The organism is Pseudomonas asplenii, from assembly GCF_001293465.1.
Classification (GTDB): domain Bacteria; phylum Pseudomonadota; class Gammaproteobacteria; order Pseudomonadales; family Pseudomonadaceae; genus Aquipseudomonas; species Aquipseudomonas fuscovaginae_B.
Genome location: NZ_JSYZ01000011.1, coordinates 77,671 through 99,892, shown reverse-complemented (window position 1 = coordinate 99,892; position 22,222 = coordinate 77,671). Strand labels below are relative to the sequence as shown.

The window sequence follows — 22,222 nt, the reverse complement described above, 5'->3', positions numbered from 1 at the left end:
ACGCCTCCTACGAGTCGTTGCTCGGGGTGCCGCTGCCATTGATATAGGTCTTGTACAACTGAATGATCAGCGGGCCGCTGTCCGCCGAAGGATTGGGACCCGGTACGTTGTCCCCTTCGCACTCGCTCACGAACTGGCCGAAGATCTCCGACGTGCTCCCGCTGCCACCGGCCGGCTGCACGACGAAATAGCAACCAAAGCCCAGCACCGGGATCGAGGTGGCACCGTTGTTTTTCCCGGTGCAGTCGCCAATCACCACCTTGAGCATCCGCCGTTCGAAGACCCCGCCGCTCTGGCAGCCGCTGCCGGAACCGGCGACACAGGCCGCCGTGCTCGCCCGCCAGTCGTTGTAGTCCAGCAGTGCCTGGCCGCCCGCGGTGAGCGAGCCGTTGCTCGAGGTGACGGTCTGGCCGTTGTACTGCAGGGTGCCCGAATTGTTGGTGATCATCGGCGTGCTGTAGCTGACCACCAGGTCGGGCGGATAGTCCGAAGCCTTCATCCCGCCGGCGTACTCGCCGAAGCGGGTATTCAGGCCCTGGGAAGTCGGACCGACCTTGTTGCCCGGCGAAGTCGTGACATCCTGCCCGACGCTGCGGCAGACCGAGCCGCCGCCGGCCAGGTCCTCCCTGACCGCGCTGCCACCCGAACCGAAATCGAGCAGTTGGAAGTTGCCGGGACCAATGGCGGATGAGGTGCCCGAGCCGGTTTTCAGATCCTGCAGGTCACCGAAACGATAACCCCAGAAATTGCCCGCGCCGGGGTTGTACTGGCTGGGGTCACCGCACACCATCAACGGTGCCAGATCACAGGGGCTGGTGGGGCTCGGCCCGGCGGTGGCCATCGCCACCACCTTCTTGTTGCCCAGGCCGGCGCTGCCCAGTGTCTGGACGAAGCTCCAGAAAAAGCCGGTCAGGCTGTAGCTCGGTACCGTGACCCGGACATAGGTGGCATCCGCAGGCCCGGGATAGGAAAACGGTCCGTAGACACTGTTGGCCAGTTCCACCACCGCGAAGGTTCCCACATTGCCGCCGATAGCCGCCGCCAGTTCGGTGTTGCCGCTGGCATTGGCATTGAGCGTCAGCGTGTTCAGTGCGGCAGCCCGCGTGGTGGCGGCGATGCCGGTGCCGCCGCTGACCTGGCTGAGGGTCTTGGCGCCACTCAGGGCCGCGGCGTCCACCGCATTCTGCAGCCGGGTCTTGTTCAGCAGCAGGTGCCCGCCGTCCAGCGCCAGGGCTGCCAGCATGGTGATCGCTGTCAGGGCGATCACCATCAGGACGGTCACCGATCCGCGCTGGCACCCGGGCGTCAGGGCAAGCCGTGGTTGAATTCGAGGACACATCGTCAGTCCCTCACTTGCCGTTACCGAATCGGTCGCCCCACGGTCCGTGGGGCGCTCGTTCACTGCACGTTGACCACCCGGGCCTCGATGCCACGGATCACGGTGATGGTGCCGCCGCCACTGCTGCGGCGATGCACGACGGGCTTGGGCGGTGGCGTGGCGCTGGCGACGGTGACCGGCGGCCCGACAGGTGCCACGGGCGCAGCGACCGGTTTCTTGTCCACGGTCAGCGGATTGCGCAGGGCCAACTGCAACTTGCCCTCGGTCTGGGCCGTGACCAGGCTTTCCGCCTCGGCGGCGGTCATTTCCAGCGTCACCGCCCGCACCACCACCGGCTGGGTCTTGTCGGTCCCCGCAGTCTGGTCCACCGCCAGCACCCGCAGATTCTCGAGGATGGTTCGGGACACCGCGTTGTTGCTGTTGCCATCGGTGTGCTTGGTCGCCAGCACATCGACCCGATTGCCGGGCAGCAGGAACCCGCCGACGCCGACCACGTCGTCCACCCGAACCGAAATGGCCCGCTTGTCCGGTGCGATCAGCGAGGCCAGGGTGCTGCCGCCCAGGTGCTCGCTCAACCTGGCGCCGCGCACGATGTCACCGCGCAGGATGTCGAACGTGGCAATCTTGCCCACCGCCTTTTCAGTGGTGTCCAGGGCGTCGTCGGGGATCGCCTCCGTGGGCATGCGCACGGTCGTGACCTGCTGGGCCTCTACCATCTGTCCGAACGGAATCTCGACCGTGGAGACCACCACGTTTCGCAGGTGATCATCCGGGCTGGCATTGAGCCGTGCGCTCAACCAGGAGTTGGCCATCCACGCGGCACCCAGGCCCATGACCAGGGAAATACCAATCAGGGTTGCAGTACGAGAGCTCATTTGTGTATCTCCCACTCAAAGAAAGTCGAGTTGGACGAAGTAGTTGCGCCAGGCCCAATCCAGTTCCTGTGGCGACAGCGGCCCGCCGCCGCCCTGGTAACGCTGGCGATCGAGGGCCATGTTCAGCAGGTCGCGGGGGTGACAAGGCACCAGCGGCATGCCTTCGAGGGCGTAGAGTTTCTGCAGTGCGTAGCGCACCAGCATCGGGTCATGCCGAATGCCCAGGCGCTCGCACTCCTGCTGCCAGATCTGCTCGTACTGGTCGGGCTTCAGGTAACCGAATTGCAGCTTGTAGCCAATCCGCCGCAGGAAAGCCTCGTCGGCCAACTCCAGGGGATTGAGGTTGGTGGAGAACACCAGGATCAGGTCGAACGGCAGTTCGCAATGGCGTCCGCCACCGAGGTTGAGGAAGTCGCGCTTCTCTTCCATCGGCACGATCCAGCGGTTGAACAGCTCGGCGGGCGTCATGCGCTGGCGGCCCATGTCGTCGATGATGAACAGGCCATTGCTGGCCTTGAGCTGCAGGGCGGCCTGGTACTGGCGGGTAAAGGGGTCATAGCGGATATCCAGCTGTTCCATGCTCAACTCGCCACCGGTGATGACCAGCGGGCGCTTGCAGCGCAGCAGCCGACGATCGATGCCCTTGTTGAGCAGCAGGTTGTTCAGTTGACCGTCGTCATCCAGGCGCTGGTGCACCTGCGGGTCATAGATCTCCACCACCGATTCATTGATCGCAATGGCCTGGGGGACCCAGATGGGATCGGCGAACAGCCGGATCAGCCGGCTGCTGACGTAGGTCTTGCCGGTACCGGCCGGGCCGTAGATCATCAGCGCCCGTCCGGAGTTGAGCGCCACCCCCAGCTGATCGAGCATCTGCTCGGTGAGCACCACGCCATCGAGCGCCATGCGCATGTCGTGCGCGCCGATCTTGCCATGGTGGATGGTCTGTAGCTTGAGCAGCGAACGATAGGTGCTCACCGGGAACGGTGCCGCACCGATGTAGCCACTGCGCGACAGGGCATCGCGAGCGGAACTGCGACCGCGTTCGGTCAGGCCGTAACGCAGCGACTGCCCACCGGTTTGCCCGCCCGCCTGGCCCAGCACCTCGACGCGGCCATCCTTGCGCAGAAACGCCAGCACCTCTTCCAGCACGGCACCGGTCAGCGCCAGGCGTTCGACCAGCCGCGGCATGTCCAGCACCCCGGCATCATGCAGATGCTTGCAGACCAGGTCACCGAGAAAGCTATCCGTCAGCCCTGTCTCGCTGATCGTGCAGGGTTGGGGGGCGAGCCGCTGCACCGCCTCTCGTTCACTGTGATAACGGTCACTCTCGACGATGCGCATGACTAACCTCCCAATCCGCTGGCAAACAGTTGCCAGCTGAGGGTGTTCAACGTGCCAAGCAATATGGCAATCGAATAAGGGAAAGGCTTGCCGGCCGCTTCATCCGCAGTGGGCGCCAGATAGGCCTGCGCCCGCATGATCAGCCAGTAGCGCCCCAGGGTCTTGAATAACTGACCGCGAATCAGCACGATCAGAAAACCGCACAGGCCGCCAGCGATCAGGCTGAACAACGCCGCCCACAAGGCATAATGGAAAGGAAGAAAACTGCCGACCATGGCCATCAACTTGACGTCACCGGCCGCCATGCCGCCCACCGCATACATGGGAATGAACAGGGCAAAACAGATCAGCACGCTCAACAGGCCATCGCCTAATCCGCTCATACCCCCTGAATGAAACTGACCGACCAGTCCCAGCGCCAGTCCCAACAGGACCAGCGTGTTGGGAATACGGTGGCGAAGCAGGTCGCTCACCACCGCCACGCCAAGCAGTCCTATCAGCAAAACGGTAGAAAACAGCAGTTCCGTGGACATGGCGCGTCTCCCAGGTGGGATGGGTCGTTAGCACGCAACGTTGTTATTCACGGCCTGGCACAGCGCCATGATCTTGGTATTCACCGCGCCACCCAGCAGCGTGAACGCCGTGGCCACAGCGACGGTGATCAAACCACCGGCCACCGCGTACTCGACGATGGTCAGGCCATTTTCATCCGCGCTGAACTTGCGTATCGCCGCTCTTATTGTTTGCAGTGTCATTTTGCACACCTCACTTGAGCATTCATGCAACCCGCAACTTGCATCGACAGGGACCGCTCGAAGTTCATCGAATTATCCGGTGGCTCCCCGATAAGAAGTGACCACCGGTTATTCCACGAACAACTGCGCCACCCCGGCAAAGAGTCGGGGGTAATCAGCACGCAACGTTGTTATTGACGGCCTGGCACAGCGCTCTGATCTTGGTGTTCACGGCGCCGCCCAAAAGAACGAAGGCTGCAGCCACCAACACGGTAATCAAGCCACCGGCCACTGCGTATTCCACAATAGTCAGGCCATCTTCATCTTTGGCGAACTTCATTACCGAAGTCTTGATAGTTTGAAGAGTCATTTCGCACACCTCATTCGCTTGTTGTTATGACCGGGCAGCAGCTGTTTTAAAACTGCTTGTGGCTACAGTAGTCAGGGCACTTGCAGGAGGGTTAGGAGGATTTTGCGTATCCCTAGGACTTTTTTGCGGGCAGACGTTTGCAGGCATGAGACGGCAACGACGCCACATAGAACAGCAGGCACTGAGGTCGGCTCTTTTTATCGAGATTCAATCTGAAAAGGCGCGGCCACATTGGCAATACTGTTCAATGGATGGCCGTACGAACCTCAGAGCAGAGCGCATGACGTCGAAGGTGACCAGAAAACCATCACTGCTGTGGTTCGATCGAACCCGGGATCGAAGCACCCCCGAACTCATCAGGCAGTTTGAGCAAGCCTGCGACTGCACACTGGCAAAAGAGTCGGCCTTCTCGGGCAAGCTGCACCCCGACATGATCTGCATCCACTTCGATCGTCCCGATACACCGGGTTTGAGGATGCTGCTGGAGATCAAGCACGCCGCCCCCACCATCCCGATCACCATGTTCACCGTGCAGCACTCCGAGGAACTGGCGGTGTGGGCCATGCGTTCGTGTGTCTGGGAATACATGGTGCTGCCCCTGAGCGTCGCCGAAAGGAATCGCTACCTGGCGGCGGTGCTCCAGCTCCACGAGTTGCGTCGCCCGGTCAACGACCAGCGCAAGACCCCACGGATCGACCACTCGCCGACCCTGCCGGGCAGTATCCGGATGACCGCGGACCATCAGAAGCACCAGGCGCTCAGCCATGTGCTGCTGTACATCGACCAGCACTTTCGCGACAGCATCGACCAGAAGGAACTGGCCACGCGCTGCGGCATGACCACCTTCCGCTTCAGCCGCCTGTTCAAGGAAACCTATGGGCTCGGCTTCACCGACTACATCCTGAACAAGCGCATGGACTTCGCCAAGGAGCTGCTGGACAACAGCCAGATGCCCATTACCAGCATCGGCTATGAGGCCGGCTTCAAGGACCCTTCCTACTTCGCCCGCGCCTTCAAGCAGTTCGCCAACTGCACGCCGAGCGAATATCGCCTGACGCGCCAGTTCGGAGCGCGAGCCGTGGTCGAGCCGGCGCAGGACCCTGCGACCACGGAAATGCTCGAAGGCCTGGTGCAGACGCTTGGGGCCGAGACGATGGAAGGCTGAGGCTTGCGGTCACGAGCCCAGCACCCGCCCCTTCACCGCATTGGCCCGGGCGCCGTAGGTGATACGGCCTTGCGCATCGGCCGGCAGACGCTCACGCAGCCGCGCCTTGAGCCGGGCCAGATCCTCGGCGGCCATCCTGGCGAGCGTCGCACCGACACTCGGCGCGCCCTGGGCAGTTTCCCAGAAATCATCGAAATCGGTGAAAGTGCGCTTGACCTCGATTGCGCGTGTCTCGATGTCATGCAGGCCGGCCGCGGCCCAGAGCTGGCGCATGTCCTCAATCCGTGAAGCCTCGGGGCTGGGTGGCTTCGGCACCGCGATGCCCAGCCCGCGGATCTCCGACAACAGCGCCTCATAGGGGAAGCCGCCCCCGTACATATCCCAGGCATAGGCGGCAACGACGCCGCCAGGGCGCACGACCCTGGCCATCTCGGCAACGCCCTGGGCCGGCTCGGGAACGAAGAAAATCACCAGCGGCATCACCGCAATGTCGAACGCGTCTTCGTCGTAGGGCAGCGCCATCGCATCACCCAGCAGGAACGTGGTGGAGCCCAGCGCCGGTCGTGTACGTGCATAGGCCAGTTGTTCCTCGGAGGGATCCACGCCATCCACCGACACCGGCTCGCAGCGCCCGATCAGCATTTCGGTGAAGGCCCCGTTGCCACAGCCGATGTCCAGCCAGCGCTGGCCCGGTGCCGGGGCTATCCAGTCAAGGAACGCCTCCCCCGCCAGTTGGCTCCACTTGCCCATGTACCGCTCGTACGAGGCACCATCATTGAAGCGGATTGGTTCGGTGCTCATGTCAGTCCTCCTTTAAGTCATCCTCTATCGGGCACGCTGCGGTCAGGCGAATATCAACCAGGCCATCTGGAAGCGCCCTCAATACCCGGTCATCTCCAGATACCCCACGCCCTGTTGGCTGCCACTCAGGCTGATCGGCCCCTCCCAGTAGGAAAAGGTCGTGCCCATCCAGGCATCGTCCCGTAACGGCTTCGTCTCGATGCGCAACTGCCGGCTCGGAATCTCCAATTGCCACTCCACCGGCAACTGGCGGCCAGCGACGCGGGCCGCCCGCCCGGGCGTCAGCCGGATATCGTCACCCCGGAGCACCTGCGCCTGGCCATCGGCACCGATCCAGGTCCCGGCCCGATAGGCCTCGCCGCCCTGCTGGCGCACCTGGAACAGCATGACCTTCGAGCCATCGGCCAGGTGCAGGGAAAACCAGTCCCAGCCGGACTGCTCCGCTGCCAGCGGCTGGCTGCTCCACTCGCGGTCGAGCCAGGCCTGGCCGCTGACCTGTACCTCACGCCCGTCGACCTGCAGACTGCCATTGACCTGGAAATACGGCTGGCTGTAGTACCACGAGGCCTGCCCCTTGCCGGACTTCAGGCTATAGCCATGATCCCCCTGCAACACCAACGGCCGATCGCTACTGAGGTGCAACCGGTAGCCGAAATCGCTGCCATGGGCCGTCAGCAACATCTGCCCCAGGCCCTGGTTGGCCGGTGAGAGGCTGCGCAGTTGCCAGTCGTCGATCCAGGCATGCAGCGGCTCGGCCTCGACGCCAGCGGTACCGACCCCGGCCCGGGACAAGGCCTGGGCATAGTGATGCCCCTGCTCACTGGTCAGGGCTGCATGCCCCATCCACAAGGTGGGCTCGCTCCAGCCCTGCAGGTCGCCGGGCACCCGCAGGGCGCTGCGGAACAACGTCCATTGCACGCCATAGCGGTGACCCTCGGCATCCTTGAGGTTGGCGGTGATGTACCACCACTCGATGCGATAGTCGCGATGCGCACCGTGGTCGCGGGGAAACTCCAGCGTCTGCCCCGGTACGACCTGGGCGAAATCGCTGGCGCTCGCGCCCAGACCGGCGAAGCCTTGCACTTCAGGCGCCGGCGATTGATCGCAGCCAACCAGCAGCAAGCCGAACAGCAATGCGAACAAGCCCCTAGCGTTCATTGGCAAACGTCCTCAACAAGGCCACCGGGCTGACCCGCAACAACTTCCACAACGGCCAGGCGGCCGCCACCAGGGTCACCACCAGCGCCATCAGCGACAGGTGCAGCAGTTGCCAGGGGAAGACGATCATCGGCAGACGCCAGCCGAAGGCCTGGACGTTCACCACCGCCACCAGGCACCAGGCCAATGCCAGCCCCAGCGGGATTGCCAGCAACAGCGTCAGCGAGCCCAGCAGCAGGGTCTGCCCCAGGCTCAACAACAGCAGTTGGCGACGGCCAACCCCCAGCGCCCACAACGGCGCCAACTGCCCCAGGCGGCTTTCGCTCAAGCTCAGCAGGCTGATGAACAGCGCGACGCCGGCCACCCCCAGGGTCAGGCTGTTGAGGGCCGTGGTCGCGGCGAAGGTGCGCTCGAAGACCTTGCCGGCCGTATCCTTGAGTTCGCCCTGGTCGATCAGGTGCGCCTCGTCGAGATGAAAGGTCTGCCGCAGCGCCTGCTTGAGCGGCGCCACGCTGTCGGCAGCGGTCAGCAGGCTGTAGCGGGTTGGCCGCAGTTCAGGCCAGTGGGCCTGCAGCGCACGCCCCTCCAGCAGCAGATGACCCTTGGGATTGCCGTAGTCGGCGTATATGCCGAGCACCGGCAGCGACCAGTCGCCAACCGGGGTAGGCAGCACCAATGAGCGACCGAGTTCGAGCCCCAGGTGCCGCGCCAGTTGCTCGCTGACCATCACCCCCTCGCCCGCCAGCCACCGCGGCCAGGCCCCCTCGACCGACGCCAGCAATGGCCAGTGCTGACGATAGGCCGACACCTCCGGTATGCCGCGCACCTGGGTCGGCCAGCCCTGCAGGCTGATTTCGGCGTCCCAACCCGGCAATACCGCCTGGACATCGCTACGTGCCGCCAGCCAGTGTTCCAGTTGCGCGTTCTGAGCGGAGTCCTGGGTAGTGATATACAACTGGGCGAACAGGCGCTGGTCGAGCCAGCCGTTGAAGGTTTGGCGAAAGCCCGAGGTCATGCTACCCACACCAATGTTCGCGGCCAGAGCCAACAGCAAGGCCATCAGCGCCAGGCTCAGCGCCGGTAACTGCTGGCGGCTGTCGGCGATGAACCACTGACTCAGGGGCCGACGGCAGGCCGGCAGCCAGGCGCTCAGCAACCCATTCAGGCAAACCGGCAACAACAGCGCCGCGGCAATCAGCAAGGCCGCCATCAAGGCAAAGCCACTGGCCAGGCTGTTGCCCCAGACGATGCACGCCGGCACCAGCAACGCCAGCGACACGGCCAACCAGAACTGCTGGCGCAACCGCCGGGCCTGGGCCGCCCGCCAGGCTTCGGCCTGGGCCAATGCCAGCAACGGTAGCCGCGCAGCCCGCCAGACACTGCCAGCGCCGGCCAGCAAGGCACCGCCCACGGACAGCCCCAGCCCCGCCAGCCAATCGCTGGCCGGCAGGTTCAGGCTGCCAGCCACCTCGGCACCATAGAGCCCACGCAGGCTCGCGGCGACATCCGGCAGCAGCAGGCTGGCCAGACCGTAACCACTGATCACGCCGAGCAGCCCACCCACCAGGGCAAATCCCAGCAGTTCCACCGCCAGCGCGCTCAACAGGCAGCGAGCGCTGACCCCACAGGAACGCAGGGTGCGCAGCAGGCTGCGGCGCTGCTCCAAGGCAAGGCCGATCGCTCCGTGGACAATGAACAAGCCGACGATAAATGCCAGGAAACCCAGGGCACTGAGGTTGAGATGGAAACTCTCGGTCAGGTGCGCCAGGTCGCTCTCGTCACCCGGCGCCTGCAGACGCAGGCGATTGCGCAAATCGCCCGGCAACGAAGGATCGGTGCGTGCAAAGTCGGTCGCCAGCAACAGTTGTGACAACTGCCCCGGGGCATCGAGCAACTGCTGGGCGGCACCGATATCCATCAGCAGCAGGCCGGGCGGCAGTTGCGGGCGCAGTGCCAGAGGCGGCAGCAGCAACCCTTGCGGCGTGCGTGGCCGCTCGCCGACCTTCAGCCCCAGGCGCTGCAGGGTATCGGCCGCCACCCAGGTCTGCCCCGGCACGCCGATGAAGGCCAGCAACGGTTCGCTGTCCACGGCCTGACCGGCCAGGCTGCTGTCGCGCGGCAGACTGACCGGATCGATGCCCAACACCTGCAGGCGCTGGACATGCCCCGGCTGGCCGGGATCATCCAGCTCCAGACGCCCCTGCAACAATGGCGAGACCGGCCAGCCGGCCAAACGCAACCGGACGAACACCTGCTGCTCGAAATGCCCGCCATCGCGGCTGACCAGGCGATAAGGCGCCGTACCGCCGATCAGTTGGCTGGCCCGCGCATAACTGTCCCGAGCCTGGCTGTTGAGCGCCTGGACACCGATCAGCAAGGCCGTGGCCAACCACAACCCGGCGAGGACGCTGGCCAGTTGCACGCGATGCCGCCACCAGTGACTGAGCAGCGCGCGCAAGGCCCAGTAGAACGTCCTCATGACTCGCTCAGCCGGCCACCGTGCAGACGCACTCGACGCTGCAGGCGGCTGGCCATGCGTTCGCTGTGGGTGACCATCAACAGGCTGGTGGCGTTGTCGACGAGCAATTCCAGCAGCACATCCAGCACCTCGTCGCTGGTGCTCTCGTCGAGGCTGCCGGTGGGTTCGTCGGCCAGGATCAACGGCGGTCGGGCCGCCAGGGCACGGCCGAGGGCGACCCGCTGTTGCTGGCCACCGGAGAGCTGTTCGGGATAACGCGACAGGGTCTGCCCAAGCCCCAGGCGCTCGATCAGCTGGTTCTCCCAGTGCCGATCATGGCGCCCGGCCAGGCGCGCCTGGAATGCCAGGTTGTCGGCTACGCTCAGGCTGGGGATCAGGTTGAACTGCTGAAAGATCAGGCCGATGTCCTGGCGTCGCCAGTTGGCCAGTTGCACCTCGCTCAATTGGCAGAGGTCACGCCCGCCGACCTCGATCGAACCGCTGTCGGCGCGGTCCAGGCCGGCCACCAGATGCAACAGGGTGCTCTTGCCACTGCCCGACTCCCCCATCAGGGCCAGGCTCGCGCCCTGCTCCAGTTCCAGATCCACCCCCTGCAACACGGCCAGCGGTCCCTGGGCCGTGGCGTAGGCCTTGCTCAACCCGCGAATACGCAACATCGATAACCTCTTCCCGAGACAAGCCCGGCCAGCGAAACGCCAGGCCGGGCTTTACGATGTCAGCCGTTATAGGGCATCACGAACCATTTTGCACGCGCGTTCAACCGGGGAAGTTGGCTCGCAACGCCTCCAGGCGCTCGCCCCCCACACCACCATTGGCGGTCCACAGGCTGCGGACCCGGCCGCCTTCGCTCAGGCGGCTGTCGGGAATGAACGGCAGCCGGACAGCCCCCCTTCAACTTCAGACAACACCTGCCGGGACGTCGGCGGGTTCACCCCTTGCCGATCAGGGCGAACAGCCGGGTCACGGTCTGGCGGATCGGCCCGGAGTTGTCCAGCAGCACCAGCGACGGGTCGTCTCCGGCTCCGAGGGTAAAGGCCGCATTGCGCGCCAACCGTGCCTCGATCTCCGCCGGCGACTCACGACGCCGCTCCAGCAGCCGCTCGCGCAATACCGCCTGGTCCACCGTCAGCAACACCGCCAGCAGGTCGGGATAACGCTGGCGGGCCTGGGGCAGGTAGCCGCGCGAGCCGTTGACCAGCACGTCCAGGCCATCAGCCAGCCATTGATCGATTTCAACGGGAATGCCATAGCTCAGGCCGTTGGCCTCCCAGCTCATGGCAAAGGCCCCCTGCTCGCGCATCGCCGCGAACTGCTCGGCACTGACCCCGTGGGCCGCTTCGCCCACCGCCTCGGCGGAACGGGTAATGACCCGTCGCACGATCCGGCAGCCATGCTGCGCCAGGTCATCGCGGGCGGCATCGAGCAGACTGTCCTTGCCGGAGCCCGAAGGCCCGATGAGATAGATCAACCTGCCCGCCATCACCACATCCTCTGTACTTGTCGCCAGGCCTGTAGCAGCGGCTGGCCGGATCAATAATCGCCGCACAGAATATCCAATCAGCGGGGTTTTTCCAGTGGCGCGATCAGGTTTTCGGTACGCGCCTGAACCATCGCCAGCACACCGCCACGCCGATGAGCGTGCTTGCCATGCTCAGCACCAGCACCACCCCACGAGCCCCCAGCGGTGCCGCCAGTATCCCGACCAGCAAACCTGCCAGGGGCTGCGACAGGTTGTTCAGCAAGGTGATCACGCCAACGGTCTTGCCGAAATCCTGCACCGGGATGGCCCGCTGGCGGACGCTGCGCATGTACACGTTGAACATCTTGTCAAAGCCGATCACCAGCAGGAAGCCTGGCACATACCCTGCGATCGAGGGACTGAAGCCGCTGATGAAACCGCCCAGCAGAATCAGCGCATAGGACAGCCCGCCCAGCAGGCGCAACGACAGGCTGATCCGTGCCAGCACGAACAGGATGGCGATGGTCACACCGGCGCCCACCGCCTGCAGCCCGGCATAGTAATCCTTGCCCTGCTCGTGGACGCCGACCACCAGGGTGGCGGAGGTCGCCAGGGTCACGCCGACGATCAGGTTGACCCCGACCGCCAGACAGATGATTTTCTGCAACTCGGGCAGCGTGCGGATATGCCCCAGGGCCGTGCGCAAGGGCTGCAGCCAGGGTCCCGGCTGCTGTTCGAAGGCAGGGAGCGTGACCGCGCTGCTGCGTTTCCAGGCGAGCATCGCCAGGTCGGCCAGCACGAACAGCCCGGCCACCCCCAGCACCACCCATTGCCAGGCCATGGCCTCCAGCAGCAGCGCGGCCAACAATGGGCCGAGCACCAGGCCGCTCTGGTCGGCGATCTGCGAATAGGACAGCGTCCTGGTGTAGCTGTAGCGCGCGAAGATATGCGGCAACAGCACCTCCCGGGCCATGATGCCCTGGGTGGTCAGTACCCCGCACAACGCCGACAGCACAACCAGCCAGTAGATCCCGTCGAACAGCCCGTGACCGGCAACGGCCAGTACGCAGGCCACGGCCCGGCAGGCCTGGCTCAGATGCAGGATACGCACCGGCGAAAAGCGGTCGCACAAGGCCCCGCATACCGGAAAGGCCAGAAACCGTGGCAACGCCTCGGCAAAGAACGCCAATCCCGTCCAGGCGGCACTGTGGGTGGTCTGGAACACCATCAGCGGGACGATGAACAACAGGATCTGATCGGCCAGCCTTGAAAGAAACAACGACGCAAAAAACGCCAGGTAATCCCTGCCCATCCCTTTCCCCCTTGCAGGAGCGGCCGGCCGATGCTCGGTTGCCCGCGAACCGCCAAAGGCGGGGCCAGCACGTCAAATGTCGTGACGCGCCACCAACCGCGAAAAACTCGCCAGGCAAGCCGCCGCCGCAAACCCCGCCCCGATAAACAGTGCCAGAATCGGCCCCTCATGGCTCGAGATACCGAAACTCAAGGCCACCAGCGCCGCCCCGGTCGACTGCCCGAGCAACCGCGCCGTGGCGATCGTCCCGCTGGCCCCGCTGCTGCGCTCACGCGGCGCGCTGGTCAACAGCGCCTTCTGGTTCGGCGACTGGAAGAAGCCGAAACCCAGCCCGCAGATGATCATGCGGATGCCGATCTCCAATGCACTCGGATCACTGGGCAGCAAGGCCAGGGACAACATGCCCAGCGATAGCACGCCCAGGCCGATTCCCCCGAGCAACCCTGGCGGGTAGCGGTCCGACAGTCGCCCGGCTAAGGGGGCGATCAACGCCACCACCACCGACCAGGGCGTCATCAGGTAGCCGGTCTGTACCGGATCGCGGCCCAGCACCGTCTCGAAAAAGAACGGCAAGGAGACGAACGCCAGGCCCTGGGTGGCAAACGAGCAAAAGGCCGTCAGGGCTGACAAGGCAAACATCGGCCGCTTGAGCAGATCGAGGGGAAACATCGGCGCCGGATGCCCGGCCTCCCGGCGAATCATCAGGTAACCGGCGCAGACACACACCAGCAGTGCCATGCAGATCGCCGTCGCCCCGGCGAACTGGGCGCCCTCGCCCAACGCATAGATCAGCGAACCGAAGGTCAGCGCGCTCAGGCCGGCCGTGCCCCAGGCGAAGCGCTGGCCATTGGGCGGCGTATGCGGCAGCGAAGGGATCGCCATCGCCAGCGCAATCAGCCCGATGGGAATGTTCACCCCGAACAGCCAGGGCCAGTCGGCCACCGACAGGATCAGCGAGGCCACGGTGGGCCCGGCGGCGAACGAGATCCCCACCACCAGCGCATTGAGCCCCATGCCCTTGCCGAGTTTTTCCGGCGGGAACAGGCTGAAGATCAGCGCCGCGTTGACACTCATGATCGCACTGCCGCCAATGCCCTGCAGCACCCGGGCGAGCGTCAGTTGGGTCAAGGTGGTCGACATCGCACACAACGCCGAGGCCACGGTGAACAGCACCAGGCCGAACATATAGATCTTGCGATGCCCAAGCACCCCGCCGAGGGAGGCGAAGGCCAGCAGGGTGGCCACCGCCGCCAGCTGATAGGCGTTGATGATCCACACCGAAGCGGCGGGCGTGGTGTGCAGACTGCTGGAAATCGCCGGCAATGCCGTATTGGCAATGGCGGTGTCCAACGATGACAGGCCGATGGCGATCAGAATCGCCAACATGCCACTGGCCTGGCGCGACAGGCGCAGCCCGAAAATTCCCGATGAACCGCTGATCACACACCCCCGAAATCCGCTCTACCCTGCGGATCATAGCGTTTTGCTCAATATCCGTGAGCAGATCTTGCTGAACCCTGACTGTACGAACTCACATCAGGCTTGGCTCCGTCCCGCCGCCCAGGGTGATCTCCTGACTCTGCCCGATAAACTAGCGCTTTCTGGGAGCACGCCCAACCAAAAGCTTGGCAATGATCCACAAAATGCATCAATCCATTCTAAAAATGCACTTATCAAATCTATAAGGCTGCTCCAGTATCACCACCAATAAAAATCTGCACCCGATGCAGGCCATAAAAACGCTGGAGATCTAACGATGCACGCCACACCACCCACCGCCAGTTCCGCCCGTGCCAAGGCGGGCGCGGTATTCCGTGTCACCTCGGGCAACTTCCTCGAGCAGTTCGACTTCTTTCTCTTCGGCTTCTACGCCACCTATATCGCTGCCGCCTTCTTTCCTGCCAGCAGTGAGTTCGCCTCGCTGATGATGACCTTCGCGGTCTTCGGTGCCGGCTTCCTGATGCGCCCGCTGGGCGCGGTCATTCTCGGTGCCTATATCGATGAGGTCGGTCGGCGCAAGGGCCTGATCGTCACCCTGTCGATCATGGCCAGCGGCACCATCCTGATCGTGCTGGTACCCGGCTACGAGAGCATCGGCCTGCTGGCTCCGGCCCTGGTCCTGCTCGGGCGCCTGCTGCAAGGGTTTTCCGCCGGCGCCGAGCTGGGCGGGGTCTCGGTCTATCTGGCGGAAATCGCCACACCGGGGCGCAAGGGTTTCTACGTTGCCTGGCAGTCCTGCAGCCAGCAGGTCGCCGTGGTGGTCGCCGCCGCCCTGGGTTATGGCCTGAACCAGTGGATGGCCGCCAGCGCCGTGGCCGATTGGGGCTGGCGCATTCCGTTCATGCTCGGTTGCCTGATCGTGCCGTTCATCTTCTTCCTGCGCCGCAACCTGGCGGAAACCGAGGAGTTCGCCCAGCGCAAGCGTCGCCCGGGCATGCGTGAAGTGCTCAACACCCTGGCACAGAACTGGGTCACGGTGATTGCCGGCATGCTGATGGTCGCGCTGACCACCACCGCCTTCTACCTGATCACCGTCTACGCACCGACCTTCGGCAAGACCGTACTGCACCTGAGCACCGCCGACAGCCTGCTGGTGACCCTGCTGGTGGGTGTCTCCAACTTCTGCTGGCTGCCCCTGGGCGGCGCCCTCTCCGACCGCATCGGCCGCCGTCCGGTACTGCTGGCCATGGCCGGGCTGACCCTGGCCACGGCCTATCCGGCGCTGTCGCTGCTGGTCAAGGCACCGAGCTTCAGCAGCATGCTGCTGGTGCTGCTGTGGCTGTCGTTCCTCTACGGCATGTACAACGGCGCGATGATTGCCGCGCTGACCGAAATCATGCCGGCGGAAGTCCGCGTGGCCGGTTTCTCCCTGGCCTACAGCCTGGCGACCGCGGTGTTCGGCGGTTTCACCCCGGCGATTTCCACGGCGCTGATCGAATACAGCGGTGACAAGGCCGCACCGGGTTACTGGATGAGCCTTGCCGCCATCTGTGCGCTGTGCGCGACGCTGTTCCTGTATCGCAAGGCGAATCTGCAGCTCAAGCCTGCCCTCTAGCTTGGGCCCCCTCTGCCCTGTGGGAGCCGGTTCCCATGGGGCAGCACCGTATTCCACCCTTCCAAGAAGAGACATGTGATGAAAGCACTCTTTCTGAAACTCGCCCTGATCGGCAGCATGGCCCTGGGCAGCGTCGCCCAGGCCGAGGAAATCCGCGTGATGACTTCCGGTGGCTTTACTGCCGCCTACAAGATTCTCGGCCCGAAATTCGCCGCCGAAACCGGCAACACCCTCGACACCGCGCTCGGCCCGTCCATGGGCAAGGCCCCGGAGGCGATCCCCAATCGACTGGCGCGCGGCGAAAAGGCCGATGTGGTGATCATGGTCGGCTACGCCCTCGATGAACTGATCAAGCAAGGCAAGGTCGTGCCCGCTTCGCGGGTCGAACTGGCCGACTCGCGGATCGGCCTGGTGGTGCGCGAAGGCAGTGCCAAGCCGGCCATCGGCACCGAGCAGGAACTGAAGGACACCCTGCTCAAGGCCAAGTCCGTGGCCTACTCCGATAGCGCCAGCGGTGTGTATATCCAGGAGCAGCTCTTCAAGCGCCTGGGCATCGAGGCCCAGCTCAAGCCCAAGGCGAGCATGGTACCGAAGATCCCGGTGGGCACGGTGGTGGCTAGCGGCGAATACCAGTTGGGCTTCCAGCAGGTCAGCGAGCTGCTGCCGGTACCGGGGGTGACCTTTGTCGGCAAGATTCCGGAGTCGGTGCAATCGGTGACCCGGTTCGCCGCCGGTATTCCGGTTGATGCACAACACCCGGAACAGGCTAAGGCATTGCTCCAGTACCTGGCTGCCCCGGCTGCCCAGGAGACGGTGAAGGCCACCGGGCTGGACTCAGTGAGCCGCTGAGCCGTTTTGCGCGGCGGATGCTGGCGCTTTCGCGGACAGATCCGGTTCTCACAACAGTCCGTGGGAACCGGATTCATCCGCAAACGGCCTGGCCAGCCCCCACCTCATAACCCCCACTACCCCGCCGGCTGCTTCATTTCCACGATCAGCCGCTCCAGCTCCAGAGCCGCCGGGGTCAGCACCCGGCCCCGGCGCTTGAGCAACCCCACCTTGCGCATCACCTGCGGCTCGATCAACGGCACACCGGTCAGAATCGGATGCTCCGGTCCCGGCATCGCCATGGTCGGCACCGCCGCCACCCCTAGCCCCGCTTCCACCAGGCCGATCATGGTCGTGACGTGCCGGGTCTCGCAGACCCCCGGCTTTTCCGGCGTGAGACGAATCAGTGCCTGATCGAGCAGGAAACGGTTGCCCGAAGTCTTGTCGAGGCTGATGTAGTCCTGCTGGTACAGTTCCTTCCAGCTCACACTGGCCCGCTGCGCCAACGGATGATCACGTCGGCAGGCCACCACGTAACGCTCCTCCACCAGCAGCTCGAACTCGATTTCCGGCTGCAGATTGCCCGTGAAGCTCAGGCCGAAGTCCGCCTCGCCGCTGAGCACCGCCGCATGCACGTCGTTGGCGCTGGAATCGAGCACCTTGATCCGGATCTTCGGGTACTGGCGGTGATAGTGGGCAATCACCTTGGGCATGAAGTAATACGCCGCCGAGGGCACGCAGGCCACGGTGACATGCCCCAGCCGGGTCGAAGCGACATCGGTGATGCCCAGCAGCGCAACGTCCAGATCATCCAGCAGCCGCTCCACCGTGGGCGCGAAGGCGCGACCGACCTGGGTCAGGCTGACCCGTCGGGTGGTGCGTTCGAACAGCCGCACGCCAAGGGCTTCCTCGAGCTTTTCCACCCGCCGGCTCAGGGCCGGCTGGGAAATATTGATGGCCTGGGCCGCCTTGCGGAAACTGCCCTGCTCGACCACCGCGCGAAAGGCCTGCAGGTCGTTCAAATCGAAGTTGATGGCCACGGCGTACACTCATCGGAAACAGATTGATCAGTGTAACGCATGGATCAGCCAGATAGATGCAGCCAATGAAGCAGCGTCATGCCTGAGCCGCCGCAAGCAACGGCGGCATCGGGCAATCGAGGATATCGGCCACCGCCCGCATCAGTTCAGCCTCGGCCGCAGTGACCTGGCCGTCATGCCCGATGCAACGGGCCATGGCCTTGAGCAGTGCCGGTTTCTGCAACGGCAGCAAACCGGTCAGGCGATACAAGGCCGCCTCCAGGGCTTTCAGGTCGCCCTCGCCCCTGAAGGCCGGCACCACGAACGCCAGTTCGGCGCAGCCATGGGCAAACGCCTGGCCGGCCCGCTGCGGATCAGCCTGCCCGGCCCGGGCCAGGAACGACAGCAGCAGCGCCACCTCGTCGGCCAGCGCCTCCAGGCGATACTTGCCAGCCACCGAGCGCAGACCTTCGACATTGCGTTCGACGATGCGCAACAAGGTCCACTCCAGCAGCTCGACCCGATCGTCCGCGCGGATCAGCAAGGCCATGCCACGCTTCACGGCGTTGAACTCGTCCCGGCCCAACTGCCTGAGCGCCGGGATCGCCAGATCGACCAGGGCCAGGCGTTGCCCCTGGGGCACCTCGCGCAACGGTGCCCGCAAGGCTTCCAGGCGCTCGGCCAGGGCCGGCTGCAGATGCGGGCGCAGCAGGTCCAGTTGCTGTTGCTGCAGGACCTCCACCGAATCGAGCAACAGACCGTAGACCAGTGCCTGGGCGCCTTCCCTGTCGTGGACAGCCCGGATCAGGGCCTCGGGCAAGGTCTGCAGGGTATCCCGGGCCTCCTGCAGGTGCGCCAGGCCAGGGTCGCCGATCGCGGCAATCGACTGGGCAACCGCCGCTTGCGCAAAGACCGTCGACCCGGCCGGGCGAGCAGACGGCGTCGATGGCGCGACCAGCTCTTCGGGGTGGTCGCCCGAGCGTTTCACCTGCGGATACTGGCCATCCCAGCCCGGCTCGATTCGGCGAATACGTTCCGCCAACGGCGGATGGGTGGCGAACAGACCGTCGATGGCCGATTTGATCCCGGCCCCGAAATACAGATGGCTGAACTCGGCGGCATTCGCTGCCCGCAACTGCGAGCCGGCCGCATGGCCGCCGATCTTCTTCAGGGCACCACCGATGCTGTCGGGATTGCGGGTGAACTGCACCGCCGAGGCATCGGCGAGGAATTCGCGCTGGCGACTGACAGCAGCCTTGATCAGGTTGCCGAAAAATGTCCCGGCATAGCCAAGTATCAGCAGAGTCAGGCCAACGGCCACCTTGAACAGCTCGCCCTTGTTGTCGTTCGAGGACGAGGAACGGCGCGAGGAACCGCTATCGCTGCGCAACACCCAGTGTCCGATCAGGCCGATCAGCAGGATGCCGTGGAGCAAGGCGATCAGCCGCATGTTCAGGCGCATGTCGCCGTTGTAGATATGGCTGAACTCGTGGGCGATCACGCCCTGCAGCTCATCGCGATCGAGCAGGCTCATCGCTCCCTGGGTCACGCCAATCACCGCATCCTTGGGGCTCAGGCCGGCGGCAAAGGCGTTGATACTGTCCTCTTCGAGGACATACACCGACGGCACCGGCGCCCCGCAAGCCAGGGCCATTTCCTCGACCACATTGAGCAGGCGCTTTTCATGGAAGTCCTGGGGATCCAGGTTGATCAGCCGCCCGCCGAGGCTTTCGGCGACCAGCTTGCCGCCGGCATTCAACTGCACGCGCTTGTACAGCGAGCCGAACAGCACCACGCCGATCACCACCAGCGCCACGGCGCCGACCAGCGTCGGGTCCAGCACCGGCGTCACGCTGCGGCGGCTCTCCGATTCGCCATAGAAGTGCCAGATCAGGGTCAGAGCCAGACTGGTCAGGGCGATCAGGCTGATGACCGCCAGGGCCATCAACAGGACCAGGCGCCCGGTTTGGCGGCGGGCGCGGTCCTGGTGTTCAAAGAAATTCATGAGCCGTCCGTGGATGAAAGCGGATTAGAACGACACCTTGGGTGCAGCCTGGATCTCGGCACTGTCGGCGAACTCCAGCAGGCTGGCATCGGCGGAGTGTCCAAAGGCGGCAGCGAAGAACACCGGCGGGAACGTCTGCTTGTAGGTGTTGTATGCCATCACCGCGTCGTTGAATGCCTGCCGGGCGAAGGCCACCTTGTTTTCGGTGCTGCTCAGCTCTTCACCGAGCTGCTGCATGTTCTGGGACGCCTTGAGGTCCGGATAGGCTTCAAGGGTCACGTTCAGGCGGCCCAGGGCACTGTTCAGCAGCCCCTCGGCGCTGCCCAGCTGGGCCATGCTGCCGGCATCGCCCGGCTTCGAGGCGGCGGCCTTGAGACCGGTCACGGCCTGGTTGCGGGCGTTGATCACCGCTTCCAGGGTACCGCGCTCATGGGCCATGTAGCCCTTGGCGGTTTCCACCAGGTTGGGGATCAGGTCGTGACGACGCTTGAGCTGGACCTCGATCTGGGCGAAGGCATTCTTGAAGCGGTTGCGCAGGGTCACCAGCTTGTTGTAGATGCCGATGACATAGAAGACCAGGAGGGCGATGATAACCAGAAGGATCAGAATGAAGGTCATGTGACGTCCTTATCTTCGTCAGGAAAATGAGCGGCGATGTTAGCGCAAAATCTCCGGTAGGCGCAGAATTCGCCACTACCACCGTTCACGCCCCTGCGACAAAACATCACACCGGCGATGAGGATGCCGAAAATCGCGCGTCGACCTCTTCATTTGCACGACCCTGCCCGCTAAGATCCGCGCCTGCGTTGCCAGCCCAGAACTCCTATAAGACCCCGCCTGCAACACCGTCACTCCGTCCGTTTCCTGAGGTCATCATGTCCGTGCAATTATTGACCATGGCGCTGGCACCGCTATTGGGTCTGTTCATCATCAGCATCGGCAGCGCGCTGATGTCTTCGCTCACCACCCTGCGCCTGGACGCAATGGGATTCTCCGCCAGCATGGTGGGGATCGTGTCGTCGGCCTACTTCATCGGCCTGACCCTGGGCTCGGTCTTCAACGAGCGGCTGATCGTGCGGATCGGCCATATTCGTGCCTACAGCTGTTTCGCCGCACTGATCGCGGTCACCATCGCCTTGCAGGGCCTGAGCCACGACCCATGGGTGTGGTCCGGCCTGCGCCTGGTCGGCGGCTGGGCGCTCGTCGGCGTGTACCTGGTGGTGGAAAGCTGGTTGCTGCTGGTGGCCGAGCCGAAGATCCGCGGGCGCCTGCTGGCTCTGTACATGATCGCGCTGTACGGCGCCGGCCTGCTCGGGCAGATGGGCCTCGGCCCGGTGATGGACGCCGGTGAAAGCGTACCGTTCACCATCGCAGCGATGCTCGCTTCGCTGTCGCTGGTGCCGATCGCCATGATTCCGCGGGTCACCCCGCCGGTCGAACGCGCCGAGCCACTGCCGGCCGGCCAACTGATCCGCATCACCCCGACCGGCGTGATGGGCTGCTTCGGCTCCGGGGTGATCATTGCCGCGGTGTACACCCTGCTGCCGCTGTACCTGCAAAAGGTCGGGCTGAGCGTCACCGAAGTCGGCCACACCATGGCCGCGGTGATTTTCGGTGCGATGGTGCTGCAATACCCGGTGGGCCGCTGGTCCGACCGCAAGGACCGCCAGACCGTACTGATCGTCCTGAGCGCCGCCTGCGTGCTGTTGTCGGCGATCACCCTGCTGCTGCCGGCGTCGGGCTGGCCGATGCTGGTGGTGATGTTCCTGCTCGGCGGGGGCGTCTTCGCGGTGTACCCGGTGGCCGTCAGCCACGCGGCGGACAGTGCGCCGTCCGGCGCCCTGGTGCGAATGATCCAGGGGCTGCTGCTGATCAACTCGCTGGGCTCGGCGATCAGTCCCCTGGCGATTTCGCCGCTGATGGAATGGGCCGGGCCGTCCGGGCTGTTCTGGGCCTTCGCGGTGCTCAACCTGGCGCTGGTGATGTTCTTCGTCTGGCGCCGTCGTGCACACCCGGTGCCGGTCGCCGCCGCGCCGTTCGCCGCGGCCACCCAGTACTCCCCCACCGGCGTCGAACTGCGCATGACCCAGGACCTGACCGAAGCGGTGGAGGCCCACCAGGCCGCGGAACAGCCTACCCCGGCACACTAGGCCGCCTGCCAGGACCCGCTACCCGTCCAGGGGTATGCGGGCCACCGCCTTGACCTCGCGCCATGCCTTTTTTCAGACCCGAATAGGGTATTAAGGAAGACATCTTGTAGGTAACATCCTACGCAGATC

General features: G+C 64.5%; 21 protein-coding genes and 1 pseudogene. 5 read left to right on the top strand and 17 right to left on the bottom strand.

Annotated elements, in window-relative coordinates; genetic code table 11:
- Positions 1 to 7: 7 nt before the first annotated feature.
- The 6 genes from PF66_RS16065 to PF66_RS16040 all read right to left on the bottom strand — a co-directional run bounded on the left by PF66_RS16065 (position 8) and on the right by PF66_RS16040 (position 4,662).
- Positions 8 to 1,339 (bottom strand): TadE/TadG family type IV pilus assembly protein, encoded by a 1,332-nt coding sequence (locus tag PF66_RS16065; protein WP_054063246.1) that lies wholly within the window; start codon positions 1,337 to 1,339, stop codon positions 8 to 10.
- Between the two features lie 59 nt (positions 1,340 to 1,398).
- Positions 1,399 to 2,214 carry a Flp pilus assembly protein CpaB gene (gene cpaB / locus PF66_RS16060; protein WP_054063245.1) on the bottom strand — a complete coding sequence of 272 codons (816 nt, stop codon included), beginning with the start codon at positions 2,212 to 2,214 and terminating at the stop codon, positions 1,399 to 1,401.
- Positions 2,215 to 2,229: 15 nt separating this feature from the next.
- Complete coding sequence (locus PF66_RS16055; RefSeq protein ID WP_054063244.1) at positions 2,230 to 3,558, bottom strand: AAA family ATPase; 1,329 nt, start codon at positions 3,556 to 3,558, stop codon at positions 2,230 to 2,232.
- 2 nt (positions 3,559 to 3,560) lie between these two features.
- Positions 3,561 to 4,091, bottom strand: a complete 531-nt coding sequence (locus PF66_RS16050) for an A24 family peptidase (protein ID WP_054059787.1) — start codon at positions 4,089 to 4,091, stop codon at positions 3,561 to 3,563.
- A 27-nt stretch (positions 4,092 to 4,118) separates the two neighbouring features.
- Positions 4,119 to 4,313, bottom strand: a complete 195-nt coding sequence (locus PF66_RS16045; RefSeq protein WP_054059788.1) for a Flp family type IVb pilin — start codon at positions 4,311 to 4,313, stop codon at positions 4,119 to 4,121.
- A gap of 154 nt (positions 4,314 to 4,467) precedes the next feature.
- On the bottom strand, positions 4,468 to 4,662 hold the full coding sequence (locus PF66_RS16040) for a Flp family type IVb pilin (RefSeq protein ID WP_054063243.1): 195 nt from the start codon (positions 4,660 to 4,662) through the stop codon (positions 4,468 to 4,470).
- Positions 4,663 to 4,942: 280 nt separating this feature from the next.
- On the opposite strand from PF66_RS16040, the gene PF66_RS16035 reads away from it, so the two are divergent.
- Positions 4,943 to 5,827: a helix-turn-helix domain-containing protein gene (locus tag PF66_RS16035; protein ID WP_054059790.1), complete on the top strand. Its 885-nt coding sequence runs from the start codon at positions 4,943 to 4,945 to the stop codon at positions 5,825 to 5,827.
- Positions 5,828 to 5,836: 9 nt separating this feature from the next.
- On the opposite strand, the gene PF66_RS16030 is transcribed toward PF66_RS16035, so the two are convergent.
- The 8 genes and pseudogenes from PF66_RS16030 to PF66_RS16000 all read right to left on the bottom strand — a co-directional run bounded on the left by PF66_RS16030 (position 5,837) and on the right by PF66_RS16000 (position 14,422).
- The gene (locus tag PF66_RS16030; protein ID WP_054063242.1) at positions 5,837 to 6,628 is read right to left on the bottom strand and encodes a class I SAM-dependent methyltransferase; all 792 of its coding nucleotides are present in this window, start codon (positions 6,626 to 6,628) and stop codon (positions 5,837 to 5,839) included.
- A 78-nt stretch (positions 6,629 to 6,706) separates the two neighbouring features.
- The gene (locus tag PF66_RS16025; protein WP_054063241.1) at positions 6,707 to 7,786 is read right to left on the bottom strand and encodes a lipocalin-like domain-containing protein; all 1,080 of its coding nucleotides are present in this window, start codon (positions 7,784 to 7,786) and stop codon (positions 6,707 to 6,709) included.
- A complete protein-coding gene (locus PF66_RS16020; protein ID WP_054063240.1) occupies positions 7,776 to 10,265 on the bottom strand; it encodes an ABC transporter permease in 2,490 nt (829 codons plus the stop codon). Before PF66_RS16020 ends, PF66_RS16025 begins: the two co-directional genes overlap by 11 nt.
- Positions 10,262 to 10,921 carry an ABC transporter ATP-binding protein gene (locus tag PF66_RS16015; RefSeq protein WP_054063239.1) on the bottom strand — a complete coding sequence of 220 codons (660 nt, stop codon included), beginning with the start codon at positions 10,919 to 10,921 and terminating at the stop codon, positions 10,262 to 10,264. Before PF66_RS16015 ends, PF66_RS16020 begins: the two co-directional genes overlap by 4 nt.
- Before the next feature lie 124 nt (positions 10,922 to 11,045).
- Positions 11,046 to 11,141, bottom strand: a pseudogene (locus PF66_RS33475) (SRPBCC family protein); the annotation flags it as partial.
- A 52-nt stretch (positions 11,142 to 11,193) separates the two neighbouring features.
- Positions 11,194 to 11,745, bottom strand: coding sequence for a phosphonate metabolism protein/1,5-bisphosphokinase (PRPP-forming) PhnN (gene phnN / locus PF66_RS16010; protein ID WP_054063238.1), 552 nt, complete (start codon positions 11,743 to 11,745; stop codon positions 11,194 to 11,196).
- 103 nt (positions 11,746 to 11,848) lie between these two features.
- Positions 11,849 to 13,036 carry an MFS transporter gene (locus tag PF66_RS16005; protein WP_054063237.1) on the bottom strand — a complete coding sequence of 396 codons (1,188 nt, stop codon included), beginning with the start codon at positions 13,034 to 13,036 and terminating at the stop codon, positions 11,849 to 11,851.
- Between the two features lie 72 nt (positions 13,037 to 13,108).
- Positions 13,109 to 14,422 (bottom strand): MFS transporter, encoded by a 1,314-nt coding sequence (locus PF66_RS16000; RefSeq protein ID WP_193394210.1) that lies wholly within the window; start codon positions 14,420 to 14,422, stop codon positions 13,109 to 13,111.
- Between PF66_RS16000 and PF66_RS33120 the strand changes: the two genes are divergently transcribed.
- The 3 genes from PF66_RS33120 (at position 14,400) to PF66_RS15990 (ending at position 16,940) form a co-directional block, all read left to right on the top strand.
- Positions 14,400 to 14,747: a hypothetical protein gene (locus PF66_RS33120; RefSeq protein ID WP_162491347.1), complete on the top strand. Its 348-nt coding sequence runs from the start codon at positions 14,400 to 14,402 to the stop codon at positions 14,745 to 14,747. The two genes, PF66_RS16000 and PF66_RS33120, sit on opposite strands and share 23 nt — an antisense overlap.
- Positions 14,748 to 14,792: 45 nt before the next feature.
- The gene (locus PF66_RS15995) at positions 14,793 to 16,091 is read left to right on the top strand and encodes an MFS transporter (protein WP_054060484.1); all 1,299 of its coding nucleotides are present in this window, start codon (positions 14,793 to 14,795) and stop codon (positions 16,089 to 16,091) included.
- Positions 16,092 to 16,169: 78 nt separating this feature from the next.
- On the top strand, positions 16,170 to 16,940 hold the full coding sequence (locus PF66_RS15990) for a substrate-binding domain-containing protein (protein WP_054060483.1): 771 nt from the start codon (positions 16,170 to 16,172) through the stop codon (positions 16,938 to 16,940).
- Positions 16,941 to 17,056: 116 nt separating this feature from the next.
- On the opposite strand, the gene PF66_RS15985 is transcribed toward PF66_RS15990, so the two are convergent.
- The 3 genes from PF66_RS15985 to PF66_RS15975 all read right to left on the bottom strand — a co-directional run bounded on the left by PF66_RS15985 (position 17,057) and on the right by PF66_RS15975 (position 20,561).
- Positions 17,057 to 17,959: a LysR family transcriptional regulator gene (locus tag PF66_RS15985; protein WP_054060482.1), complete on the bottom strand. Its 903-nt coding sequence runs from the start codon at positions 17,957 to 17,959 to the stop codon at positions 17,057 to 17,059.
- 76 nt (positions 17,960 to 18,035) lie between these two features.
- The gene (locus tag PF66_RS15980) at positions 18,036 to 19,943 is read right to left on the bottom strand and encodes a M48 family metallopeptidase (RefSeq protein WP_054063236.1); all 1,908 of its coding nucleotides are present in this window, start codon (positions 19,941 to 19,943) and stop codon (positions 18,036 to 18,038) included.
- Between the two features lie 24 nt (positions 19,944 to 19,967).
- Positions 19,968 to 20,561 (bottom strand): LemA family protein, encoded by a 594-nt coding sequence (locus PF66_RS15975; protein WP_054060480.1) that lies wholly within the window; start codon positions 20,559 to 20,561, stop codon positions 19,968 to 19,970.
- A gap of 257 nt (positions 20,562 to 20,818) precedes the next feature.
- On the opposite strand from PF66_RS15975, the gene PF66_RS15970 reads away from it, so the two are divergent.
- Complete coding sequence (locus PF66_RS15970) at positions 20,819 to 22,093, top strand: MFS transporter (protein ID WP_054063235.1); 1,275 nt, start codon at positions 20,819 to 20,821, stop codon at positions 22,091 to 22,093.
- Positions 22,094 to 22,222 lie beyond the last annotated feature (129 nt).